Source organism: Kocuria rhizosphaerae, assembly GCF_044462265.1.
GTDB classification, from domain to species: Bacteria; Actinomycetota; Actinomycetes; order Actinomycetales; family Micrococcaceae; genus Kocuria; species Kocuria rhizosphaerae.
Map to the genome: position 1 here is coordinate 28,085 of NZ_JBISWL010000110.1, position 18,555 is coordinate 46,639.

Sequence of the window (18,555 nt, forward strand, 5' to 3'; positions counted from 1 at the left end):
ATCCGCAGGACCGACGTGCTGACGCAGTGGTGGCCGTACCTGCCGGCGTTCGCGGTCCTCCTGGCGGTCCTCTGGCTGCCCGGCCTCGCCCTGCTGTGGGCGTTCGGCCAGCGCGGCGGCCGGATCCTGCTCACCGCACCGGCGATCAGCGTCGCCGTCGTCGGCGTCACGGGCGTGGTCCTGGACCTGGTGGGCATCCCCTACGGGGCCCTGTCCCAGGCGGTCTCGGCCGTGGTCCTGGCGGCCCTGGCCTGGCTGGCCGGCCGGTTCGTCCCGCACGGACGGCACACGCCGCCCCCGCCGGCCGGGCCGGCAGCGGTGGAGGACCCCGAGGCCCGCATCGACGGCGGCCGCCGCTGGCTGTTCCCGGCGGGCGCGGCGGCGGGGCTGGCCGTCGGCGCGGTCCTGCTGGTGCGGCGGATGGTCTCCGTGATCGGCGTCCCGGAGGCGATGGCCCAGCGCTGGGACAACGTCTTCCACCTCAACGCCATCCGCTACGTCGTGGAGTCCGGCAACGGCTCCACGCTGACGCTCAACCGGATGACCGACCCGGAGCGCACGATCGCCCTGTACCCGGCGGCCTGGCACCAGCTGGCCTCCCTCGTGGTCCCGCTGACCGGGGACAACGTCTTCGTGGCGCACAACCTCACGCTGCTCGCCGTCGCCGGGCTGGTGTGGCCCGCGGCGTGCATCTTCCTCGTCCGCTGCCTCGTGGGACGCTCCCCGGTCGCCGCCGTGGCCGCCGGCACGGCGAGCGCCGGCTTCGGCGTCTTCCCGCTGGGCCTGATGGCGTGGGGCCCGCTCTTCCCCAACATCCTGGCCCTCGCGATCCTGCCGGTGGCCCTGGGCCTGCTCGTGCGGGTGCTCGGGCCCGGGGTCACGGCGGACCGGACGGAAGGGTTCCCGGACCCCGCCGGCCGGGTCCGCCTGGCCGCGAGCCTCGTGGTCACCATGGGAGCGCTGTTCGTCTCCCAGCCCAACGCGTTCCTGTCGCTGCTCGTGGCCGCGGTTCCCCTGGGTGCCACGGCGTGGTGGCTCGGGCTGCGGACGGCCGCGCGCGCCGGGCGCCGAGGGCCCGCGCTGGCGCTCGCGGCCCTCGGCGCCGGCCTCGTCGTCGTGTGGCTCGTCCTGTGGAACGTGCTGTCCACCGCGTTCGTGTGGGCCCCGATCACCACCGTCCCGCGCGCCGTCGGGGAGGCCCTGCTCTACGGGGCGAACGGCCGGGAGGACGTGCCCTGGGTGCTCGTGGTGCTCACCGCGGCGGGGATCTACGCGGCGATCACGCGCAGGAGGCTGCGCTGGGTGGTGGTCGTGCACCTGGTCCTCGTCCACCTGTACGCGACGGCGGCCGCCGGCGAGGACGGGCCCTTCCGGCAGTGGCTCGTCGGGGGGTGGTACACGGACTCCTACCGGCTCGCGGCCACGCTGCCGCTGACCGCGGTGCCGCTCGTCGCCCTCGGCGCCTCCCACGTGGCCGGCGCCCTCGCGAGGGGCCTCTCGGCGCTCGCGGCCTTCGCGGGCCGCCCCGGGGCCGGACGCGCCGCCTACCCCGTCGCGGCCGTCGTGGTGCTGGGCCTCGCCGTGCCCTTGTCCCAGGTCGACTCGCTCACCCAGGCGACCCGGTGGGGAAAGCAGTACTACGCGTGGGAGGGACCGGAGAGCATCCTGACCCGGGACGAGTACGAGCTGCTGCAGGAGATCGACGAGCTCACGGAGCCCGGGGACGTCATCGCGGTCAACCCCTGGAACGGCGGCTCCCTGGCCTACGCGGTCGCCGAGCGGGCCGTGACGCAGTACCACGTCGAGGCGCCCGGCCAGGAGCTGCGCGCGCTGGACCCGGACCTGCACGCCCTCGCGACGGGCATCGACGTCGCGACCCCCGGCAGCCCCGCCTGCGCGGCCGCCCAGGAGCTGGACGTCCGGTGGGTCCTGGACTTCGGGACCCAGTTCCTCGTCCCGGACGCCCGCCAGGCCCGGGAGTACTCGGGGGTCAACGCCGTCGACCCGCAGGTCGACACCGGCCTCGAGCTCGCCGCGCGCGAGGGGGAGGCGGCCCTCTACGAGGTCGTCGGCTGCGACGCGCCCTGAGGCATCCGCCGCCGGGGGCACCGGGAACGACAACGGCGGGCCGGTCGCCTCCGCACGGGAGCAGCCGGCCCGCCGGCGCGGGTCGGGACGGTAGTTAGCCGGCGGCCTCGGAGGCGCGGAACCGCTCGATGACCTCGTCGATGGGGCCGTCGTGGCGGACCCGGCCGTGCTCGATCCACACGCCGCGCTCGCAGACCTTCCGGACCACGTCGAAGTCGTGGCTGACCACGAGCAGGGTCTTGCCCTCCTCGGAGAGCTGCTGGACGCGGCCCAGGCTCTTGCGCTGGAAGGGCTCGTCCCCCACGGAGAGGATCTCGTCGATGATGAAGATGTCCGGGTCCGTGAACACCGCCACGGCGAACGCCAGGCGCAGGTACATGCCCGAGGAGTAGAACTTCACCTCGGTGTCGATGAACTGCTCGATCTCGGAGAAGGCGACGATCTGGTCGAACTTGCGGTCGATCTCCTCCTTGGCCATCCCGAGGATCGCGCCGTTGAGGTAGACGTTGTCCCGCCCGGTGAGGTCGGGGTGGAAGCCGGCGCCGACCTCGATCAGCCCGGCGACGCGCCCGTTGACGGTCAGCTCGCCGCCGTCGGGGCTCATCACCCCCGAGACGAGCTTGAGGAACGTGGACTTCCCGGAGCCGTTGAGCCCCACGAGGGCCACGCTCTCCCCCGGCCGGATGCTGACGGTGAGGTCCTCCAGGGCGCGGAACCGGTTGGAGATGTCCTGGCGCCGGCCCTTGGCCAGCCACATCACCGTCTCCTTGAGGGAGCGGGCGTGCCGGAGGGAGAACTCCTTGGCGAGGTGGCGGGCGAGCACGGCCGGCGTGGTGGTCGAATCGGCACTCATCGTCACAGCTCCTGGGCGAATCGGCCCTCGAGGCGGCGGAACACCAGGTCGCCCAGGAGCATGATCCCGGCGACCAGGACCAGCGCCACCGGCGTCCACAGCGAGAACAGGTGGGGCGGCACCTCGTGGGCGCCGGGGGTGGTCGTGGGCAGCCAGAACGCGGCGTGGGAGAGCTCGACGGCGACGGTCAGGGGGTTCAGCATGAACCCGGCGAACCACACGGGCCCCAGCACGTCCCGGACCATCGTCCACGAGTAGAGCACGGGCGCGGACCACGTGCTGACCATGACGATGAGGTCCACGAAGTTCTCGGCGTCGCGGAAGAACACGTTGGCCGCGCCGAAGAGCATGCCCAGGCCGGTGCCCAGCAGGCCCACGACGAGCAGGGACCCCGGGATCGCCAGCACGGAGGTCCACGTGGGCGACCAGCCGACGATCAGCGCCGCCACGACCATCACCACCAGCTGCGGCAGCAGGTGCACCCCAGCCACCCACACGGAGGCCACCGGGAACATCTGGCGGGGCAGGTAGATCTTCTTGATCAGGCTCGCGTTGGCCACGATCGACCGGGCCGCGTTCCCGAAGGACTCGGAGAAGAAGTTGATCAGGATGATCCCGGAGAACAGGTAGACCGCGTAGTTCTCCATCCCCCGCTCGAGACCCAGGAAGATGCCCAGCGCCACGTAGAAGACCACGAACTGGATGCCCGGCTTCACGTAGGACCACAGCAGACCGAGGACCGTGCCCCGGTAGCGGATCTGCAGCTCCTTGTCGACCAGCAGCTTCAGCAGGTAGCGCTGGCGGAACACCGCCGGCAGGCCCGTCCCGGGGGACGGGTTCCGGACGACCGTGCTCGTGGCCATCAGGCGCCGAGCTCCGAGTGCTCCCGGAACGTCGCCTCCCACGCCTCCATCGACGTGATCTGCGGCAGCGCCTCCCGGTAGCGCCGGGACAGCTCCGGCCAGCGCAGGGCCAGTTGGGCGTGCAGGCGCAGCGACTCCGCGAGCAGCGCCCGCGCCTCCTGCGGGGAGCGCTTGTACCAGGTGTAGCCGGTGCCGTCCGAGGCGGAGACCAGGGCGCTGTCGTAGCGGGCGAGCCGCCACCAGCGGGCGTCCTGGTAGGGCAGGTGCGCCTGCGGGTGCTCCTGCGCCTCCTCCCGGGGCCGCACGACCAGGTGGCGGGCCACGGCGGACGCGGCCGACGTGAGGATCCTCAGCCCGTGCGGGGAGGACAGGCGCCGGGTCCGGACCGGCCGGGACGAGGCGACGGGCGGATAGGCGTCCAGGTCGGGCTCGTAGACGGCGTCGGAGTGCTGGCCCATGAGCGTGCGGACGTCCCGGATGCGCTGGGGCAGCAGCTCGTGCAGCGCCTCGGGTCCGGCCAGGACGTCCCTGAGGGCGAGGACCCGGGCCTCCTCGGCGAAGTACTGCATGGACAGCACGTGGCGCAGGTCCTTGATCCCGTTGCGCCCGAGCACCTCCCCGCCCCGGTCGAACGGGGAGTGCAGCAGGGCCGCCACCAGCTGGTTGCGCTTGTGGAAGTAGGCCTGCCAGCTGATGGTGTCGTCCTTGTCCGCCCAGGCCAGGTGCCACACGGCCACCCCGGGCAGGGAGACCGTCCGGTAGCCGGCCGCCTTGGCGCGGATGCCGTACTCGACGTCGTCCCACTTGATGAACACCGGCAGGGCCAGGCCGATCTCGCGCACGACGCTGGTGGGGATCAGGCACATCCACCAGGCGTTGTAGTCGACCTCGATGCGGCGGTGCATCCACGAGGTGCTGCGCAGGTTCCCGCGCCGGAAGTCGTGGCCGATCTCCACGCCCTCGCCCGCGGGCCCGTACTGGAAGCTGTACGGGTCCATGGCCTCGCCGAAGTTGTGGATCTTCGTGGGGTTGAGCAGGTCGATCATGTGCCCGCCCACGATCGTGGGCCGCTTGCAGAAGTCGGCGAACACGCTCACGCGGCGCACGGCCTCCGGCTCGATCTCCACGTCGTCGTCCATGAGCAGCACGTAGGTGCTCTCGGAGCGGACGGCCTCGAACATGCCGCGGGCGAATCCGCCGGCCCCGCCGAGGTTGCCCTGGTCGATGACCCGCAGCCGCTCGCCGAAGCGCTCCTGCACCTCGCGGAAACCGAGCTCGTCCACGACCTTCTGGTTGCCCTGGTCCACGATCACGACCTCCGCGACCTGCGGCAGGCTCTCCTGGTGCTCCAGGAGCAGCCGGGCGTTGGTGAGGCAGTAGGAGGGCTTGTTCATCGTCGTGATCTGCAGGGTGACCGTGCCCTCCGAGGTCCCGGCCCCGTCGCCCAGCCACTGCGCGCCGTGCAGCCGGAGGTCCTCGTCGCCCGCGGCGACGTCGAACCAGTACCACCCGCCGTCGGCGAAGGCCGTCAGGGGCAGCGCGACCTCGGTCACGGTCCCGTCCCCGGCGACCTCGTGCGAGGACACCGGCACCGACTCCCCGCGGGCGTTGGAGCTGTGCACGCCCACCGTGCCGGACCCGGTGGTGCGCACGCGGAGCAGAACCTCCCGCAGGTGCGTGTTGTGGCGCCAGTAGCTGGCGGGGAACGCGTTGAAGTACGTGGCGAAGGACACTGTGCTGCCGGCCTGCACGAGCACGGAGTGCCGGTCCAGGATCGTCGCCCCGGCGTCGCCCGGGGCGTCCGAGGCCACGTTGACCACGATCTGCGGGCGCTGGTCCTTCTCGTCGTCCTGCTGGACGGCGCTGCCGGTGTCCGCCCGGGAGTCGAGGTACAGCGGCTGGGTGGCCAGGCGGTCCCTGGCCGGCAGCACGAGCTCCTGGAGCACTCGGTGGGCGGTGCCCTGGGTGCCGGTCAGGCCGGTCTCCTGCGTCGTCGCGGTCACGCGTCCACTCCCCCGCTCTCGATGGTGGCCCCGCCGGTGAAGTGGGGGGTGATCTTGTTGTCGACCATGGACAGGGCGGCGCCGATGGCCATGTGCATGTCCAGGTACTTGTAGGTGCCCAGCCGGCCGCCGAACAGCACGTTGTCCTCGCCCCGGGCGAGATCGCGGTACTTGAGCAGCTTCTCCCGGTCCACGGCCGTGTTGACCGGGTAGTAGGGCTCGTCGTCCTGGTCCGCGAAGCGGGAGAACTCCCGCATGATCACCGTGGCGTCCTTGGTGTAGTCGCGCTCGGGGTGGAAGTGGCGGAACTCGTGGATGCGGGTGAACGGGACGTCGGCGTCGGGGTAGTTCATCACGGGGGTGCCCTGGAAGTCCTCGATGGGGAGCACCTCCTCCTCGAGGTCGATGGTCCGCCAGGAGAGGTCGCCCTCCGCGTAGTCGAAGTACCGGTCCACGGGGCCGGTGTAGACCACCGGCACCTGTCCCGCGACGTTCTTCCGGGAGTACTCGTGGTCGTCGTCGAAGAAGTCGGTGTCCAGGCGGACGTCGATCCTCGGGTGGTCCGCCATCCGCTCGAGCCAGGCCGTGTAGCCGTCGACCGGAAGGCCCTCGTACTTGTCGTTGAAGTACCGGTTGTCGTAGGTGTAGCGCACCGGCAGGCGGGAGATGATGGAGGCGGGCAGGTCCTTGGGGTCGGTCTGCCACTGCTTGCCCGTGTAGTGCTTGATGAACGCCTCGTAGAGCGGGCGCCCGATGAGCTGGATGCCCTTGTCGTTGAGGTTCTGCGGGTCCGTCCCCGCCAGCTCCCCGGCCTGCTCCCGGATCAGCTCCCGGGCCTCCCCGGGCGAGTACGCCGCCCGGAAGAACTGGTTGATGGTGCCCAGGTTGATCGGCATCGGGAACACCTCGTCCTGGTGCCGGGTGTAGACCTTGTGCACGTAGTCCGTGAAGTCCGTGAACCGGTTGACGTAGTCCCAGACCCGCTCGTTGGAGGTGTGGAAGAGGTGGGCGCCGTAGCGGTGCACCTCGATCCCGGTCCGTTCCTCCCGCTCCGAGTAGGCGTTGCCGCCGATGTGGGACCGCCGGTCGATGATGGCCACGTCGAGGTCCAGCTCGCGGGCTGCCCTCTCGGCCACGGTCAGGCCGAAGAGGCCCGACCCGACGACGACGAGATCTGCGTTCACAGGGTGACTCCTGACATTGGTGTCCTGGTGGGCCCGGCAGCCGACCGGTGGGGGCACGGGTGCGCCAGGCGTGCGCTGCGTACCAAAGTACCTGATCAGTCCCCGAAGCCCTGAAGCAGCCACCGGGCGGCGAGGCGGCCGGAGGCGGCGAGGGAGGCGTGCTCGGCGGCCCAGCCGGAGCGGCGGCGGCGTTCGCGCTCGTTCTCCTCGGCGCGCGCCGGGTCGAGGCGCCGGTCGAGGGCGGCGATCATGGCATCGGCCACGGCGTCGGCGTCGTGGTCGGCCACGGCGCCCAGGCCGTTGTCCTCCACGAGCTCCGCGGCCACGCCGGCCCCGGCGTAGACGACGGGCGTGCCGCACGCGGCGGCGGCGTAGATCTTGGTGGGCTTCGTGAAGTCGTAGCCGATCCCCGGGAGCACGGACCCGAGCGCGGCCACGGCCCCACGGGTCCACTCCGCCGTCTCGGCCGCCGGGCGCAGCCCCTCGAAGACCACGTGCCCCGGTGCCAGGCGGGCCGCGAGCTCCTCGACCCGGTCGATGTCCGAACCGCGGCCGAAGAACCGCAGCTGCGCGTCCGGGTGTGCCTCGAGCACGCGCGGCATGGCGCGGACGAACACGTCGGCGCCCTGCCACTCGGACATCGACCCGGCGTAGACGAAGTACGGGGCACCGGGGTCCGCCACGGGCCCGTCCGGGCGGAAGACCTCCGTGTCGATGCCGTTCTCGGCCACGAACACCTTGTCCCAGGCCACGTCCGTGACGGCCTGCAGCTCCCGGCCCATGGACTCGGACACCGTGAGCACGCCCGCGGCACGGCGGGCCGCGAGGGTCTCCATGACCCGCATGGCGGACTTGACCAGCGGGGAGACGTCCATCTTCCGGGCGGCCGTGGTCCAGATGTCCGGCGCGTACCAGATGTAGGGCCGGCCCCGCAGCCACGAGGACGCGAGCACGGCCATGCCCGTGGTGGGGGGCGGCTCGCTGACCACGAGGTCCGCCCGGGTGGCCAGCAGCCGGAAGAGGACGGGCACGTCGAAGCTGAGGTACTGGACGATGCCGCGCACGTAGTCGAAGCGGTCGCGCAGCACGGGCCAGCGGCGCACCGCGTAGGGCTCGGGCTCGACCACCGCGCCGGCCGGCGGGCGCGTGGTCAGGACGGTGACCTCGGCCCCCTCCTCGGCGAGGCCCCGGGCCAGGGCGCGCAGCCGGAAGGACGCGGCCGCGGGCTCGGGGGCGAAGATGCGGCTGACGATGACGATGCGGCGGGGAGTCACGGGACCACCTGTTCGGAGCTTCTCGGGAGGTGCGGTCGGCACGGGGACCCTCGGACGAGGACCGCGGGCGGTTCAACTGTACTGGCCCGCCGGACAGGCCCGCGCCGTCCGGCACGGGCGCCGCACGCGAGGGCCCTCCTAGCGGAGGGTCCGGCTCGTCCAGACGAGCACGGCGGGCCGGAAGAGCAGCACCAGCACGACGACGGCGGGCACGGCCGGCACCAGCCCGGCCGCCCACTGGCCGGCCTGCAGCAGCGGGAAGGCCACCACGAGGAGGAAGACCTGGACGACGAGGGCCGCCGCGCGGGGCCAGCGGTATCCGCGCCACAGTCCGCGGCCCACGCGCAGCAGCCACAGCGCCCCGGCCAGGAGCACGACGGCCAGGAAGACCGTCCCGCCCACGGTCAGCGGCTGACCGAACAGCAGGGTCCAGACCAGACGCAGCCCCGCCGCCGCGAGAACGAGCGCCTCGAGCAGGACCGCGCCCACCAGGACGGCGATCTCGCGGGGTCGGGCGCCCCGGGAGGGGGTGGTCATCGTGGCGGTCTCCTTCCGTCCGGGCGCGGGGCCGCGCCCCCGTCACCCTAAGCCGATCTCCGACCCGCCGCCCACGCCCATCCCGTGCCCCTCCGCCGCGCGGGGCGACCGGCGGGACCGCGGAGGACTGTGAGCAAAGACTCACGACCCCAGGTGTGACCGGCCTCTCAAAACCCTTGTCCCCACTCCTGCGGCGTGGGAAAGTGGACGTCAGTTCTTCACAAGGCCCGTGCGCAAATGGGCCTTTTCTCTTGTCCCGGTCGCACCCTCCGCAGGATCCTCCTGCCCTGTGCCCGGGACCGTCCTCGAAAGGAGCGGACGCTGACCATGGATTGGCGTAGTCGCGCAGCATGCCTGGAGAAGGATCCCGAGCTGTTCTTCCCCGTGGGCAACACCGGACCTGCTCTCCTCCAGATCGAGGAGGCCAAGGCGGTGTGCCGGAGCTGCCCCGTGATGGACACCTGTCTCCAGTGGGCGATGGAGTCCGGCCAGGACGCCGGTGTCTGGGGCGGCATGAGCGAGGACGAGCGCCGCGCGCTCAAGCGCCGCGCCGCACGGGCCCGCCGCGCCTCCTGACCCTCCGCTCCGCGTCCGCCCGGACCGGGCCCCCGGGGTGGCGCCCCGCTCCCCCGCGGGAGGAAGGCCCCGTCCGGGTCGCGCGGACTACTCTTCCAGGCGGGCGCGCACCGTGACCTCCGTTCCGCCGCCCTCACGCGGCGCCCAGCGGATGGACCCGCCGAGCTCGCCCGCCACCAGGGTCCGCACGATCTGCATGCCCAGGCCCTCCCCGGCCTCGGCCCTGCGGAACGCCCCCGCACCCGACTCCTCGACGACCGCGTCCCCCATGCCCCCTCCGTCGTCGCTCACCACGACCTCGAGCACCTGACCGGAGCCCTCGGGGTCCCGCGCACGGCTGGCCTCCAGGACCACGGTGCCCGGAGCCCCGCGCAGACCGTGCTCGACGGCGTTCGTGACCAGCTCGTTGATCACGAGCGCCAGCGGTGTCGCCAGGCGCGTCGGCAGCTCGCCGAACTCGCCGATGATCCGGGTGCGCACCGACTGCTCCGGTGCCGCCACCTCGGCGGCCAGCCGGAACTGCCGCTCGATCAGGTCGTCGAAGTCCACGTTCTGGGAGAACCCCTGGGACAGGGTCTCGTGCACCATGGCGATGGTCGCCACGCGGCGCATGGCCTGCTCGAGACCGTGCCTCGCCTCGTCCGTCGTCATCCGCCGCGCCTGCAGGCGCAGCAGGGCGGAGACGGTCTGCAGGTTGTTCTTGACCCGGTGGTGGATCTCGCGGACCGTCGCGTCCTTGGACACCAGCTCCAGGTCACGCCGGCGCAGCTCGGTGACGTCCCGGCAGAGCAGCAGCGCGCCCAGACGGCCGGACCGCGTCCGGAGCGGGATCGACCGGAAGTTCACGCTCACCTGTGGCGCCTCGACCTCCGTCCGCCACGCCGTCCGCCCGCTGAGCACCGGGGCGAGCGTCTCGTCCGGGTCCGCGCCGCGGCCCAGCGCCGGCGGCACCACGTCCATGAGCCGCTCCCCCACCAGCTCGCCGTCGATGCCCAGGCGCCGCAGGGCGGACTCCGCGTTCGGCGAGATGTAGAGCACCCGGTCGTCGGTGTCCAGGCGGATGGCGCCGTCGCCGACCCGGGGGGCGCCGCGGCGCGAGCCGGTGGGCGCGGAGAAGTCCGGCCACAGCCCCTCGTTGGCCATCCGCATCAGCACGTCGGCGGTCTCCCGGTAGACGGTCTCCTGCCGGGTGGACGCCTGACCGGGTGCACGGCCGGTGTGCATCGTCAGCAGCGCCAGCGTCCTGCCGTGGCGCACGAGGGGGACGATCCTGACCGGGCCGGGCAGGGCGCCGTCGACCGGGCGGACGGACTCGATCCGCCGCCCGACCCATGCGGCACGCATGGGTCCGGTCAGCTCTTCGGGCAGCAGGTCCCCCACCATGTCCTCGTGGAACACGGTGGGCGCGGTCGCGGGCCGCACGTGGGCGAGCACCTCGAAGGGGCTGCCCGGGGCCGGCATGCCGCGGCCGTTCCCGCTGCCGGCCGAGGGGATGTAGTCCACCGGGAAGCTGAGCACGAGGTCGCCGAAGCCGAGGTCCGCGATGAGCTGCCAGTCCCCCACGAGCAGATGGAGCCACTCGTAGTCGCCGGGACCGAAGTCGCCGCTGCTCCTCAGGGGTTTGGTGAACGCCACATCGCCTCCGGTCGTCTCGGGCGGAGGAGCCGGGCGTCCCCCCGCGGATCAGCGGCGCAGCCAGGCCCCGATCCTGGCGCCCAGCCTAGTACCGCGCACCACGGGCTGCTGCGTCCCGCCGTGCTCCTCGGGCTCCGCCAGGACCCGGCCGGCCAGCTCCCGGAGGGCGGCGCGCGCCGGGGATCCCGCGGCGGTCTCCGCCAGGACGGCCCCTGCCAGCAGCGCCGTGTCGAAGGTCTCCGGCTCCCACGGGACGAACTGCTCCAGGGCCGAGCCGGCGCCGAAGCGGGCCCAGGCCTCCTGGATGCCGAGCTCCGGCGAGCGCCCCGCCGCCGAGCGGCGCAGCTTGTTGACCGCGACCACGAGCCGGGCCCCTGGGGCCGCGGCCACGGCCTCCGGCAGGGCCTTGACGAGCCGGGGCACGCCGATGGCGTCCCCCGCGCCCACCGCGACGACCACGTCTGCGCGCTCGAGGGCCGCCAGCGCGGCGGCGTGCCGCCGCGGGGCCATGGTGTCGACCGTGAGCTCCTCATCGGCCTCCAGGGCGAAGCCGCAGTCCACCACCGTGGTGCTGAACTCGTGTGCGGAGCGCTCCAGGACCGTGGTCATCGCGCTCGAACGCAGCTCGGGCCACCGGTCCTGGCGCGTGAGCCCCGTGAGCACGCGCACCGTGCGCCCGGCCACGGCGACGTCGGCCGCGGCGCGGCGCAGGGCCTCGCCGTCCAGGCGCCCCTGTTCGGCCAGCCGGCACGCCTGGGCCAGGCCCGCGGCCTCGTCCAGCATTCCCAGGGTCGCGGCGACGGAGGCCCCGTAGGTGTCCGCGTCGACGAGGGCCGCGTCCTCGCCCAGGAGGGCGAGCTCAGCAGCGAGGTTGACCGCCACCGTGGTCCTCCCCGGCGCTCCCGTCGGCCCCCAGACGGCGACGACCCGCCCGGGCCGGAGCGGAGGGCCGGCGTCCTGGCCGGGAGACCCGCCGGTGTCCGGCGGCGCCGGCGTGCCGGAGACGTCCGCGTACCCTGCCGGGCGGGCGGCACCGGCCGCTGCGGCCACCGCCTCCTCCACGAGCCGGGCCGCGTCGGCGGGAGCCGCCCGCCCGGGGACCACGACGGCGCCCAGCCCGGCGAGACGTCGGTGGTCGTGCCCCTCCAGCACGAGCACGGCCGCACCGCCGAGCCGGATCTGCTCCAGCAGGCTCGCGGTGATCTCCTCCGCACCCTCCGCGACGAGGGCCGCACGGCCGAGCCCCGCCCGCGCGGCGGCGAGCAGCTCCGTGAGGTCCAGGCAGCGGCGGACCACCGTGACCGGTCCGTGCAGGCGCTCGATGCCGTCGACGATCGGCCAGGTGGAGACGCCCAGGGTCATCACGGGCAGGCCCATCAGGGCGCTCCCGCGGGGTTCCACACGAGCGTGACCCTGGCGTCGTTGCCGAGCGCGTCCACGAGGTCGCCCATCGGCTCCTCGGTGACGAGGAGGTGCACCACCGTGCCCCGGCCGGCGCCGAGCGCGGTCTCCTGGTCACGGACGGAGGCAATCTCGGCGGCGGGCAGCAGCAGGCGCGCCGGCTCGTGGCCCCGGCCGGTCGGTTTCTGCCCGGCCACCCAGACGTCGACGTGCGCCCCGGGTCCCGCCTCCGCCGGCAGCGCGTGGGCCACCTCCACGGCCACGGGCTTGCGGTCCAGCCGGTCCGCCGTGCCCAGGGAGGTGCCCGGCAGCAGCTGGCCCTCGGCGACCCGCTGCGTGGCGACGGTCCCGGGGGCCACGGCATGGTCCGCGGGGACGTAGAGTCCCGCGGCCTCCTGGAGCCGGACGTCGACGGCCACGACGTCGTCCGCGCCCACCGCCTGCCCCACCTCGAGGTCCCGGGCGGCGGCGAGGTAGGGCTCGGTGCGGTCTGCGGCCGCCACGACCGCTGTCACCCCGGCGACCGAGGCCAGCACGAGCAGGAGTCCCGTGAGCAGCCGCGGGTCCCGCCAGGTGGGTCTCCTGAACCGCGCTGACGCGCCGTCCGCGCCGCTGGCCGCACCGCTCATCGGCAACCGTCCTCCTCCGTGGTCGGCGCGGTCGTGGGGACCGCGCTCGTCGCCCACATTCTGCCGGTGCGGAGCGGACGGTGGAACGGGCCGGTGCACAACTGGGGACAGACGGCCGGCCCTCAGGCCCCGGCTCACACAGGTGTGGACGGTGCTCGGGAGGGCCCGTCCGGTGGCAGACTGGACCGGAGGGAACCGACGAGCAAGGAGGCGGAGGATGGCGCAGCAGCGCTTCCTGACCTTGGCGGACGTCGCCGAGATCCTCAACATCTCGGCGTCGCAGGCGCGGGCTCTCGTGCGCAGCGGGGAGCTGCCCGCCATCCAGGTCGGCGGGCGCGGGCAGTGGCGCGTCGAGACGGCCAAGCTGGAGGAGTACATCGCCCGCGGGTACGAGCGGACCGCCGAGGCGCTGCGCTCCGGCACCCTGGACTGATCGGCCCTCAGCCACCGGCCACGGACGAGATGCACACGAGCGCCGGGAACGGCACCGCGCGGCGGGCCGTGACACTGCCCCGCCGGCGGTAGTCGTCCCCGGGGTGCAGCGACAGGTCGAAGAAGTCCGCCCCCACCGCGTCCACGGTGCCCTCGAGCTCGGCGAGAGGACCGCCGAGCCGCACCCGCACCACCACCCGGGCCCGTGCCAGGGCGCGCAGCGCGTGGCCCAGACCGAGCCGGTGTGCCACGCTCCCGTCCTCGGCGTCCCAGCCGCGCCCGAGCGACTCCCACCACAGGACCGCGGCCGCCGGGACCAGGTGCTCGGTGCCCCGGTCCTCGAGCACGACCCACCCGGCGCCCAGCGAGCGAACGCGGCCCTCGACCGGCACGGCACCGGTCAGGAGGGCCCGGACGGGTTCTCCGCGCCGCGCGCGCAGTCGGTCGGCGAGGTGCACGCGGGAGTACTCGGCACGGGCCTGCTCCGCGGCCTCCTCCTCCAGGGCCTGCTGGCTCGCCGCGGCCAGCTGCGCCTCCATGTCGGCGAACAGCTGTTCCCAGCGCACGCTGGTCTCCTTCCCGGCCCCGGGGCGTCCGGCCGTGCCGGGGCTCACGGTAGGCAGGCGCGCCGCCGCGGTCAAGGGACGGCCGGTCCGCGAGGCGCCTCCCACGGCGCGACCGCCCGCGGGGGAATGCCCTCGGGCGGCGGGCACGGGCCGGGCGTCCACCGGGACGGGCCGCGCCCTTGACACCGGTGCCCGCCGAGGACTAACAATCATCCCAAGCACCAAACGACGTCAAAGAACATCAAATGGCATCAAATGACGTCCGATGGTACGGATCCGCCGGACCGGTGCCGGTGGGGACCGGGGGCCGCGGCAGGAGCACGGGGGCATCGCATGGACGGCACACCAGGATCGAGGCGGACCGCGTCCGCGCAGCTGTGGACCGCGTTCGCGGTGCCCGCCCTCGGAGCGGCGCTGGCGGCATCCGGGACCGCCCTGGCGGGCGGGGCCCGGAGGGGCGGGGACCCGGAGGTCGTGCTGGGGCTGGTCGCGGCCGCCGTCGGCGCCGCGGTGGTCCTGGGCTGGGGGCTCGCTGCGGGGCTGGCGGTGCTCGCGGTCGTGGCCGGACGCCGTCGATGGGGCAGCGTCGAGCTGGTGTGCCGGCGGCTCTCCCCCGCCGTGCTGCGCCGCACGGCGGCCGCCGTGCTCGGCCTCCAGCTCGCGGGCCTGTCCGCGGCCTCCGCGGACGAGCCGGCGTCGCCGTTCTGGGGCGCTGACGACCGGAGGCCGGTGCACGTCTCTCCGGCCCCCCACGTGTCCCCGGCCCCCGGTGCGCGGGCCGCACCACCGGCCCCGGCCTCCCCTGCGGTCCCGCCGGCTCCTCCGGACGGCGCCCCGCCGGCCGGGCCCCGACCCGTCCCGTCCCCGTCCGGGCGGACCGTGGAGGGCCGGGTCACCGTGCTCCACGGGGACACCCTGTGGTCCCTGGCCGCGGCCCACCTGGGCCCCGGGGCGACGGACGCGGAGATCGCCCACTGCTGGCCCGTCTGGTACGAGCTCAACCGGCACGTCCTCCTCGACGGGCCGCACCTGCTGCTGCCCGGGCAGCGCCTCGTCGTGCCGGGCGCCGGCGCTGTAGCTGCGCCCAGCATCCCGTTCCCGCCGACCCCAGGAGGACCGTCATGACCGCACCCGCCACCGGCTCCGAGCCCCTCGCCCGGACGGCCGCACGTCAGCCGGCCCGCCCGGCGGTCCCCCGGTCGCGACCGGGCCCGCCGACCGCGCCGGGCGGCTACACCTGGGGCGCCGGCCGGGTGGTCGGCAGGGACGCCGAGGACGAACTCGGCCGTGTCACCGCCCTGGCCCGCTCGATCGGCCAGGCGGCGGTGGAGGTGCTGGGCGGCAACCGGCCCGCCGCGCAGCTGGGGCGCTGGACCACACCGGGGATCGTCGAGCGGTTCCAGCAGCGGGCCGACATGCTGCGGCTGCTCCAGGAGCAGTTCGAGGGCAAGACGGCCCTACAGGAGCTCCACCGCAGTCCCCACGTGCGCCGGTGCCGCGTCTGCCGCGTGGACCGGGGGGTGTACGAGGTGGCCCTGGTCGTCGTGGAGCCGCGACGCAGCCGTGCCGTGGCGCTGCGGATCGAGCGGCTGGGCCGGGGCTGGAGCGTCACCGAGCTGGAGGTCGGCTGACCCGGCCCGGGGCGCTCCCCGCCGCCTCAGCCCTCGGCGGAGTCGCCGCTGGCGGCCCGGGCCCGGGCCCTGCGCCCGGCCCGGTTGGGGGCGGGTTCCGCACCCGCCGGCTCGGCACCGGCCGGCTCCACCCCGGCGGCCTCGCCCTCCGGCACGGAGGGGGCCGGCTCCACGCGGGTCTGCGTGCCGCCGGTCTCGCCGGGTGCGGTGTACTGCAGGAACCGGGGCTGGCGGGGGATCCGGAGGTCCACGGGTCCGCCTCCGGCGCCCACGCGCTCCCGGCGGACCTCCATCCGGAACAGCGTCGAGACCGTCTCCTCACGGATGGCCCCCATCATCTCCTGGAACATGGCGTAGCCCTCGCGCTGGTACTCCACGAGCGGGTCGCGCTGAGCCATGGCGCGCAGTCCGATGCCCTCCTTGAGGTAGTCCATCTCGTACAGGTGTTCGGGCCACTTGCGCCCGATCACCGACAGCAGGACACGGCGCTCGAGGTTGCGCATGGCCTCCGGGCCCACTTCCTCCTCGCGCTGGGCGTACACGAGACGGGCGTCGGAGAGGATCTGGTCCCGCAGGAACTCGGTCGTCAGACGGGTGCGGCCGCCCGCCTCCTCGACCACCTCGTCGACCGTGAGGGTGATGGGGTACACCGTGCGCAGCGCCTCCCAGAGTCCCTCGAGGTCCCAGTCCTCGGGGTGACCGGCCGCCGTGCGGTCGGCCACGGTCGAACCGACGACCTCGTCCACGAACTGGGCGATCTGCTCCGCGAGGTCGTCCCCCTCGAGGACCCGTCGGCGGTCGCGGTAGACCGCCTCGCGCTGACGGTTCAGCACGTCGTCGTACTTCAGGACGTTCTTGCGCTGCTCGGCGTTGCGGCCCTCGACCTGTCCCTGGGCGGAGGCGATGGCGCGCGAGACGATCTTGTGCTCGAGCGCGGTGTCGTCCGGGGCTCCCGCCATGAGCCGCTGGGCGGCGCCGGCGTTGAACAGGCGCATGAGGTCGTCCGCGAGCGAGAGGTAGAACCGGGACTCGCCGGGGTCGCCCTGGCGGCCGGAGCGGCCACGGAGCTGGTTGTCGATGCGGCGGGACTCGTGGCGCTCGGTGCCCAGCACGTAGAGTCCGCCGAGGGCGACGACCTCCTCGTGCTCGGTCCTGGTCTCCTCCTCGCACGCCGCGAGCACCTCGGGCCACGCCCGCTCGTACTCCTCGGCGTCCCGCTGGGGGTCCAGCCCCCGCTCGCGCATCCGCTCCACGGCGTTGAACTCGGCGTTGCCGCCCAGCATGATGTCGGTGCCGCGGCCGGCCATGTTCGTGGCGACGGTGACGGCGCCCTTCCGGCCGGCCTGCGCGACGATCGAGGCCTCCCGCGCGTGGTTCTTCGCGTTGAGCACCTCGTGCCGCACGCCCCGCTGGGACAGGAGCTTGGAGAGGTACTCGCTCTTCTCGACCGACACGGTGCCCACGAGCACGGGCTGGCCCTTGGCGTGGCGCTCCTCGATGTCCTTGACGACCGCGGCGAACTTCGCGACCTCGTTCTTGTAGACGAGGTCGGGGCGGTCGATGCGGGCCAGCGGTCGGTGCGTCTCGATGGAGACGACGCCCAGGCCGTAGGTGTTCATGAACTCCGCGGCCTCGGTCTCGGCCGTGCCGGTCATGCCGGCGAGCTTGTCGTATAGGCGGAAGTAGTTCTGGAGGGTGACCGTGGCGAGCGTCTGGTTCTCCGCCTTGATCTCCACGCCCTCCTTCGCCTCGATGGCCTGGTGGATGCCCTCGTTGTAGCGCCGGCCGGAGAGGATGCGCCCGGTGTGCTCGTCGACGATCATCACCTCGCCCTTGAGGACCACGTAGTCCTTGTTGGAGCGGAAGAGCTCCTTGGCCTTGATCGCGTTGTTGAGGAACCCGATGAGCGGGGTGTTCTGCGACTCGTAGAGGTTGTCGATGCCGAGCCAGTCCTCGACCTTCTCGATCCCGGACTCGAGCACCCCCACGGTGCGCTTCTTCTCGTCCACCTCGTAGTCGTTGCCCGGCGTCAGCCGCTTGACGAGGCGCGCGAACTCGGTGTACCACCGGTTGGCCTCACCCGAGGCCGGCCCGGAGATGATGAGCGGGGTGCGGGCCTCGTCGATGAGGATGGAGTCCACCTCGTCGACGATCGCGAAGTTGTGGCCGCGCTGCACGAGCTCCTCCGGGCTCCACGCCATGTTGTCGCGGAGGTAGTCGAAGCCGAACTCGTTGTTGGTCCCGTACGTGATGTCGGCGACGTACTGCTGACGGCGGGTCGCGGGGTCCTGGTCGGCGAGCACCACACCGGTCTCCATCCCCAGGAACCGGTAGACGCGGCCCATGAGGTTGGCCTGGTACTCGGCCAGGTAGTCGTTGACGGTCACGACGTGCACGCCCTTGCCCGAGAGCGCGTTGAGGTAGGCGGGAGCCGTAGCCACGAGGGTCTTGCCCTCGCCGGTCTTCATCTCCGCGATGTTCCCGAGGTGCAGCGCCGCGCCACCCATGAGCTGGACGTCGTAGTGGCGCTGGCCGAGGGTGCGAGAGGCCGCCTCGCGCACGACGGCGAAGGCCTCGGGGAGGAGCCGGTCCAGCGACTCGCCGTCGGACACCCGTGCCCGGAACGCGTCCGTCTCCGCGCGCAGCTCCGCGTCGCTGAGCTCCCGGAAGCTGTCCTCGAGGCTGTTGACGGCGTCCGTGTAGGACCGCAGCCGCGACAGGACCTTCTTGTCTCCGGTCCTGAGGACTTTCTCCAGGAATGACACCACGTGCGCACGCTCCTCGGTGGTCGACTGCCGTGTTCGGGCCGATGGGGGGAATCCCGGCACCAAAACCAGTCTACGTGAGCCGGAGATCGCCGCAGGGCGCACGGGAGCCCGGCGG

16 protein-coding genes are annotated in these 18,555 nt (G+C 73.3%); 5 read left to right on the plus strand and 11 right to left on the minus strand.

The window, feature by feature from the left end; genetic code table 11:
* The first annotated feature begins 15 nt into the window (after nt 1-15).
* Nucleotides 16-2,088 (plus strand): DUF6541 family protein, encoded by a 2,073-nt coding sequence (locus tag ACH9EU_RS12910; RefSeq protein ID WP_396414315.1) that lies wholly within the window; start codon nt 16-18, stop codon nt 2,086-2,088.
* Nucleotides 2,089-2,182: 94 nt separating this feature from the next.
* Here the strand turns inward: ACH9EU_RS12910 and ACH9EU_RS12915 are convergent, their stop codons facing one another.
* The 6 genes from ACH9EU_RS12915 to ACH9EU_RS12940 all read right to left on the minus strand — a co-directional run bounded on the left by ACH9EU_RS12915 (nt 2,183) and on the right by ACH9EU_RS12940 (nt 8,802).
* Entirely contained in the window at nt 2,183-2,941 is a 759-nt protein-coding gene (locus ACH9EU_RS12915; RefSeq protein WP_396414316.1) for an ATP-binding cassette domain-containing protein, read from the minus strand.
* A 2-nt stretch (nt 2,942-2,943) separates the two neighbouring features.
* Nucleotides 2,944-3,804 carry an ABC transporter permease gene (locus ACH9EU_RS12920; protein ID WP_396414317.1) on the minus strand — a complete coding sequence of 287 codons (861 nt, stop codon included), beginning with the start codon at nt 3,802-3,804 and terminating at the stop codon, nt 2,944-2,946.
* The gene (locus ACH9EU_RS12925) at nt 3,804-5,807 is read right to left on the minus strand and encodes a glycosyltransferase (protein WP_396414318.1); all 2,004 of its coding nucleotides are present in this window, start codon (nt 5,805-5,807) and stop codon (nt 3,804-3,806) included. Before ACH9EU_RS12925 ends, ACH9EU_RS12920 begins: the two co-directional genes overlap by 1 nt.
* On the minus strand, nt 5,804-6,991 hold the full coding sequence (gene glf / locus ACH9EU_RS12930) for a UDP-galactopyranose mutase (RefSeq protein ID WP_396414319.1): 1,188 nt from the start codon (nt 6,989-6,991) through the stop codon (nt 5,804-5,806). The genes ACH9EU_RS12925 and glf overlap by 4 nt, the downstream gene beginning before the upstream one ends.
* A gap of 95 nt (nt 6,992-7,086) precedes the next feature.
* Nucleotides 7,087-8,265 carry a glycosyltransferase gene (locus ACH9EU_RS12935; RefSeq protein WP_396414320.1) on the minus strand — a complete coding sequence of 393 codons (1,179 nt, stop codon included), beginning with the start codon at nt 8,263-8,265 and terminating at the stop codon, nt 7,087-7,089.
* Between the two features lie 138 nt (nt 8,266-8,403).
* Nucleotides 8,404-8,802 (minus strand): hypothetical protein, encoded by a 399-nt coding sequence (locus tag ACH9EU_RS12940; protein ID WP_396414321.1) that lies wholly within the window; start codon nt 8,800-8,802, stop codon nt 8,404-8,406.
* 327 nt (nt 8,803-9,129) lie between these two features.
* Here ACH9EU_RS12940 and ACH9EU_RS12945 point away from each other — a divergent pair, with 327 nt between their 5' ends.
* Nucleotides 9,130-9,378 carry a WhiB family transcriptional regulator gene (locus ACH9EU_RS12945; protein ID WP_396414322.1) on the plus strand — a complete coding sequence of 83 codons (249 nt, stop codon included), beginning with the start codon at nt 9,130-9,132 and terminating at the stop codon, nt 9,376-9,378.
* An 87-nt stretch (nt 9,379-9,465) separates the two neighbouring features.
* On the opposite strand, the gene ACH9EU_RS12950 is transcribed toward ACH9EU_RS12945, so the two are convergent.
* From ACH9EU_RS12950 to ACH9EU_RS12960, 3 genes are read right to left on the minus strand one after another with little or no spacing between them, the layout of a single operon-like run.
* Nucleotides 9,466-11,013, minus strand: a complete 1,548-nt coding sequence (locus ACH9EU_RS12950; protein WP_396414323.1) for a sensor histidine kinase — start codon at nt 11,011-11,013, stop codon at nt 9,466-9,468.
* A 48-nt stretch (nt 11,014-11,061) separates the two neighbouring features.
* The gene (locus ACH9EU_RS12955; protein ID WP_396414324.1) at nt 11,062-12,390 is read right to left on the minus strand and encodes a P-loop NTPase; all 1,329 of its coding nucleotides are present in this window, start codon (nt 12,388-12,390) and stop codon (nt 11,062-11,064) included.
* Nucleotides 12,390-13,043 (minus strand): SAF domain-containing protein, encoded by a 654-nt coding sequence (locus tag ACH9EU_RS12960; protein WP_396414325.1) that lies wholly within the window; start codon nt 13,041-13,043, stop codon nt 12,390-12,392. Before ACH9EU_RS12960 ends, ACH9EU_RS12955 begins: the two co-directional genes overlap by 1 nt.
* Before the next feature lie 217 nt (nt 13,044-13,260).
* Here ACH9EU_RS12960 and ACH9EU_RS12965 point away from each other — a divergent pair, with 217 nt between their 5' ends.
* Nucleotides 13,261-13,476, plus strand: coding sequence for a helix-turn-helix domain-containing protein (locus tag ACH9EU_RS12965; RefSeq protein WP_396414326.1), 216 nt, complete (start codon nt 13,261-13,263; stop codon nt 13,474-13,476).
* A 7-nt stretch (nt 13,477-13,483) separates the two neighbouring features.
* On the opposite strand, the gene ACH9EU_RS12970 is transcribed toward ACH9EU_RS12965, so the two are convergent.
* Nucleotides 13,484-14,041, minus strand: coding sequence for a hypothetical protein (locus tag ACH9EU_RS12970; protein ID WP_396414327.1), 558 nt, complete (start codon nt 14,039-14,041; stop codon nt 13,484-13,486).
* A gap of 333 nt (nt 14,042-14,374) precedes the next feature.
* Here ACH9EU_RS12970 and ACH9EU_RS12975 point away from each other — a divergent pair, with 333 nt between their 5' ends.
* Nucleotides 14,375-15,166: a LysM peptidoglycan-binding domain-containing protein gene (locus ACH9EU_RS12975; RefSeq protein ID WP_396414328.1), complete on the plus strand. Its 792-nt coding sequence runs from the start codon at nt 14,375-14,377 to the stop codon at nt 15,164-15,166.
* Nucleotides 15,163-15,672, plus strand: a complete 510-nt coding sequence (locus ACH9EU_RS12980) for an Rv3235 family protein (RefSeq protein ID WP_396414329.1) — start codon at nt 15,163-15,165, stop codon at nt 15,670-15,672. The genes ACH9EU_RS12975 and ACH9EU_RS12980 overlap by 4 nt, the downstream gene beginning before the upstream one ends.
* A gap of 26 nt (nt 15,673-15,698) precedes the next feature.
* On the opposite strand, the gene secA is transcribed toward ACH9EU_RS12980, so the two are convergent.
* Nucleotides 15,699-18,440, minus strand: coding sequence for a preprotein translocase subunit SecA (gene secA / locus ACH9EU_RS12985; protein ID WP_396414330.1), 2,742 nt, complete (start codon nt 18,438-18,440; stop codon nt 15,699-15,701).
* Nucleotides 18,441-18,555 lie beyond the last annotated feature (115 nt).